General features: G+C 51.8%; 1 protein-coding gene. It reads left to right on the plus strand.

All coding sequences use genetic code 11. The features are described from left to right. The first annotated feature begins 208 nt into the window (after positions 1–208). Positions 209–1,171 carry an IS110 family transposase gene (locus tag LCU97_RS26455; RefSeq protein WP_232778207.1) on the plus strand — a complete coding sequence of 321 codons (963 nt, stop codon included), beginning with the start codon at positions 209–211 and terminating at the stop codon, positions 1,169–1,171. Positions 1,172–1,182: the final 11 nt, after the last annotated feature.

Below are 1,182 nucleotides of genomic sequence, written 5' to 3' on the forward strand. Positions count from 1 at the left end.
GCTCGCTTGTATGTTTAGACTTGAAGGGGTGGGCGGGACTAAAAGCTCGATTCCGACTCTAGCCAGTACGGACCGTGGGAGACTTCTCGTCCCGCCCCCTCTACCCAAAGCGCCAATAAGGAATTCATCGACAAGATCGACGATAGATGCAAGCCAGCGCAAAGGTAGACCCCGACAAGCACCTAAACCCTAGCCCCGAGGATTTGTTATGACAATCCTTACCTCGCAAACGGTTGTTGGCATTGATGTCGCTAAGGCCGAAATCGCTGTATACCGCTCTGATCTGCAAACGATAGATACCGTTAAGAATGATCGAACAACCCTAAAACGCTGGCTTAAATCGTTGCCCGCCCAAAGCGCCATTGCCATTGAAGCTACCAACATTTATCACCTGGACACCGTCGACTTGGCTCATACGATGGGGCATCAGGTTTATGTCGTGGATGCTTATCGGGTAAGTAACTATCGTCGCGGCATTGGGCAGCGAGCCAAGAACGATCCTTGTGATGCTCGTTTGTTAGCGCGGTATTTGACCAATGAACAGCAAGAGCTGCGGCTCTGGTGTCCCCCTCCAAAGGCCTACACAACGCTAAAGAGCTTGCTTCATAGACGTGCGACGCTGGTCAGAAATCATACCGCTCTGATGTTGAGCTGGATCGACGAGCCTCTGCTGAAGGAAGCGCTGGCCACTCAGCAAACAGCCTTTGAGCAAGCGATCAAGGCTATTCAGAAACTGCTACGAAAGGTCAGCAAAGACTCAGGAATTGCAGAAAACATCGTCCGTTGTAAAGCCATCGAAGGCGTAGGCGAGCTGGTCGCAACCGGACTGGCCACCAGTTACATGCGGGGCAATTTTGCGAACAGCAATGCATTTATTGCGTTTTTGGGAATGGACCTGAGGGTGGATGACTCTGGCAAAAAGAATGGCCCCCGGTATCTAACCAAGAAAGGCGATCCAGAGATAAGGCGCTTAGCTCACATCGCTGCGATGACGGCCTCTCGCTCGCCTAGATGGAAACCCTTCTACGAGTCATACCTGGCAAGAGGCTTTTCAAAAACTCAGGCATTGGTGGTGCTTGCCCGTAAGCTCTGCCGAGTTGCATTCGCTCTGATGAAAAATCAGAGCGAATACCAGCCGAAGCCGATGTTGCAGGGTTGCCCTGCAACATAGAATCTCCCACA

This window comes from Pseudomonas uvaldensis, assembly GCF_021271205.1.
Classification (GTDB): domain Bacteria; phylum Pseudomonadota; class Gammaproteobacteria; order Pseudomonadales; family Pseudomonadaceae; genus Aquipseudomonas; species Aquipseudomonas uvaldensis.

Bases quoted from the DNA above. Each gene is read 5' to 3' on its own strand.
- LCU97_RS26455 (WP_232778207.1), top strand. From the start codon at position 209: ATGACAATCCTTACCTCGCAAACGGTTGTTGGCATTGATGTCGCTAAG.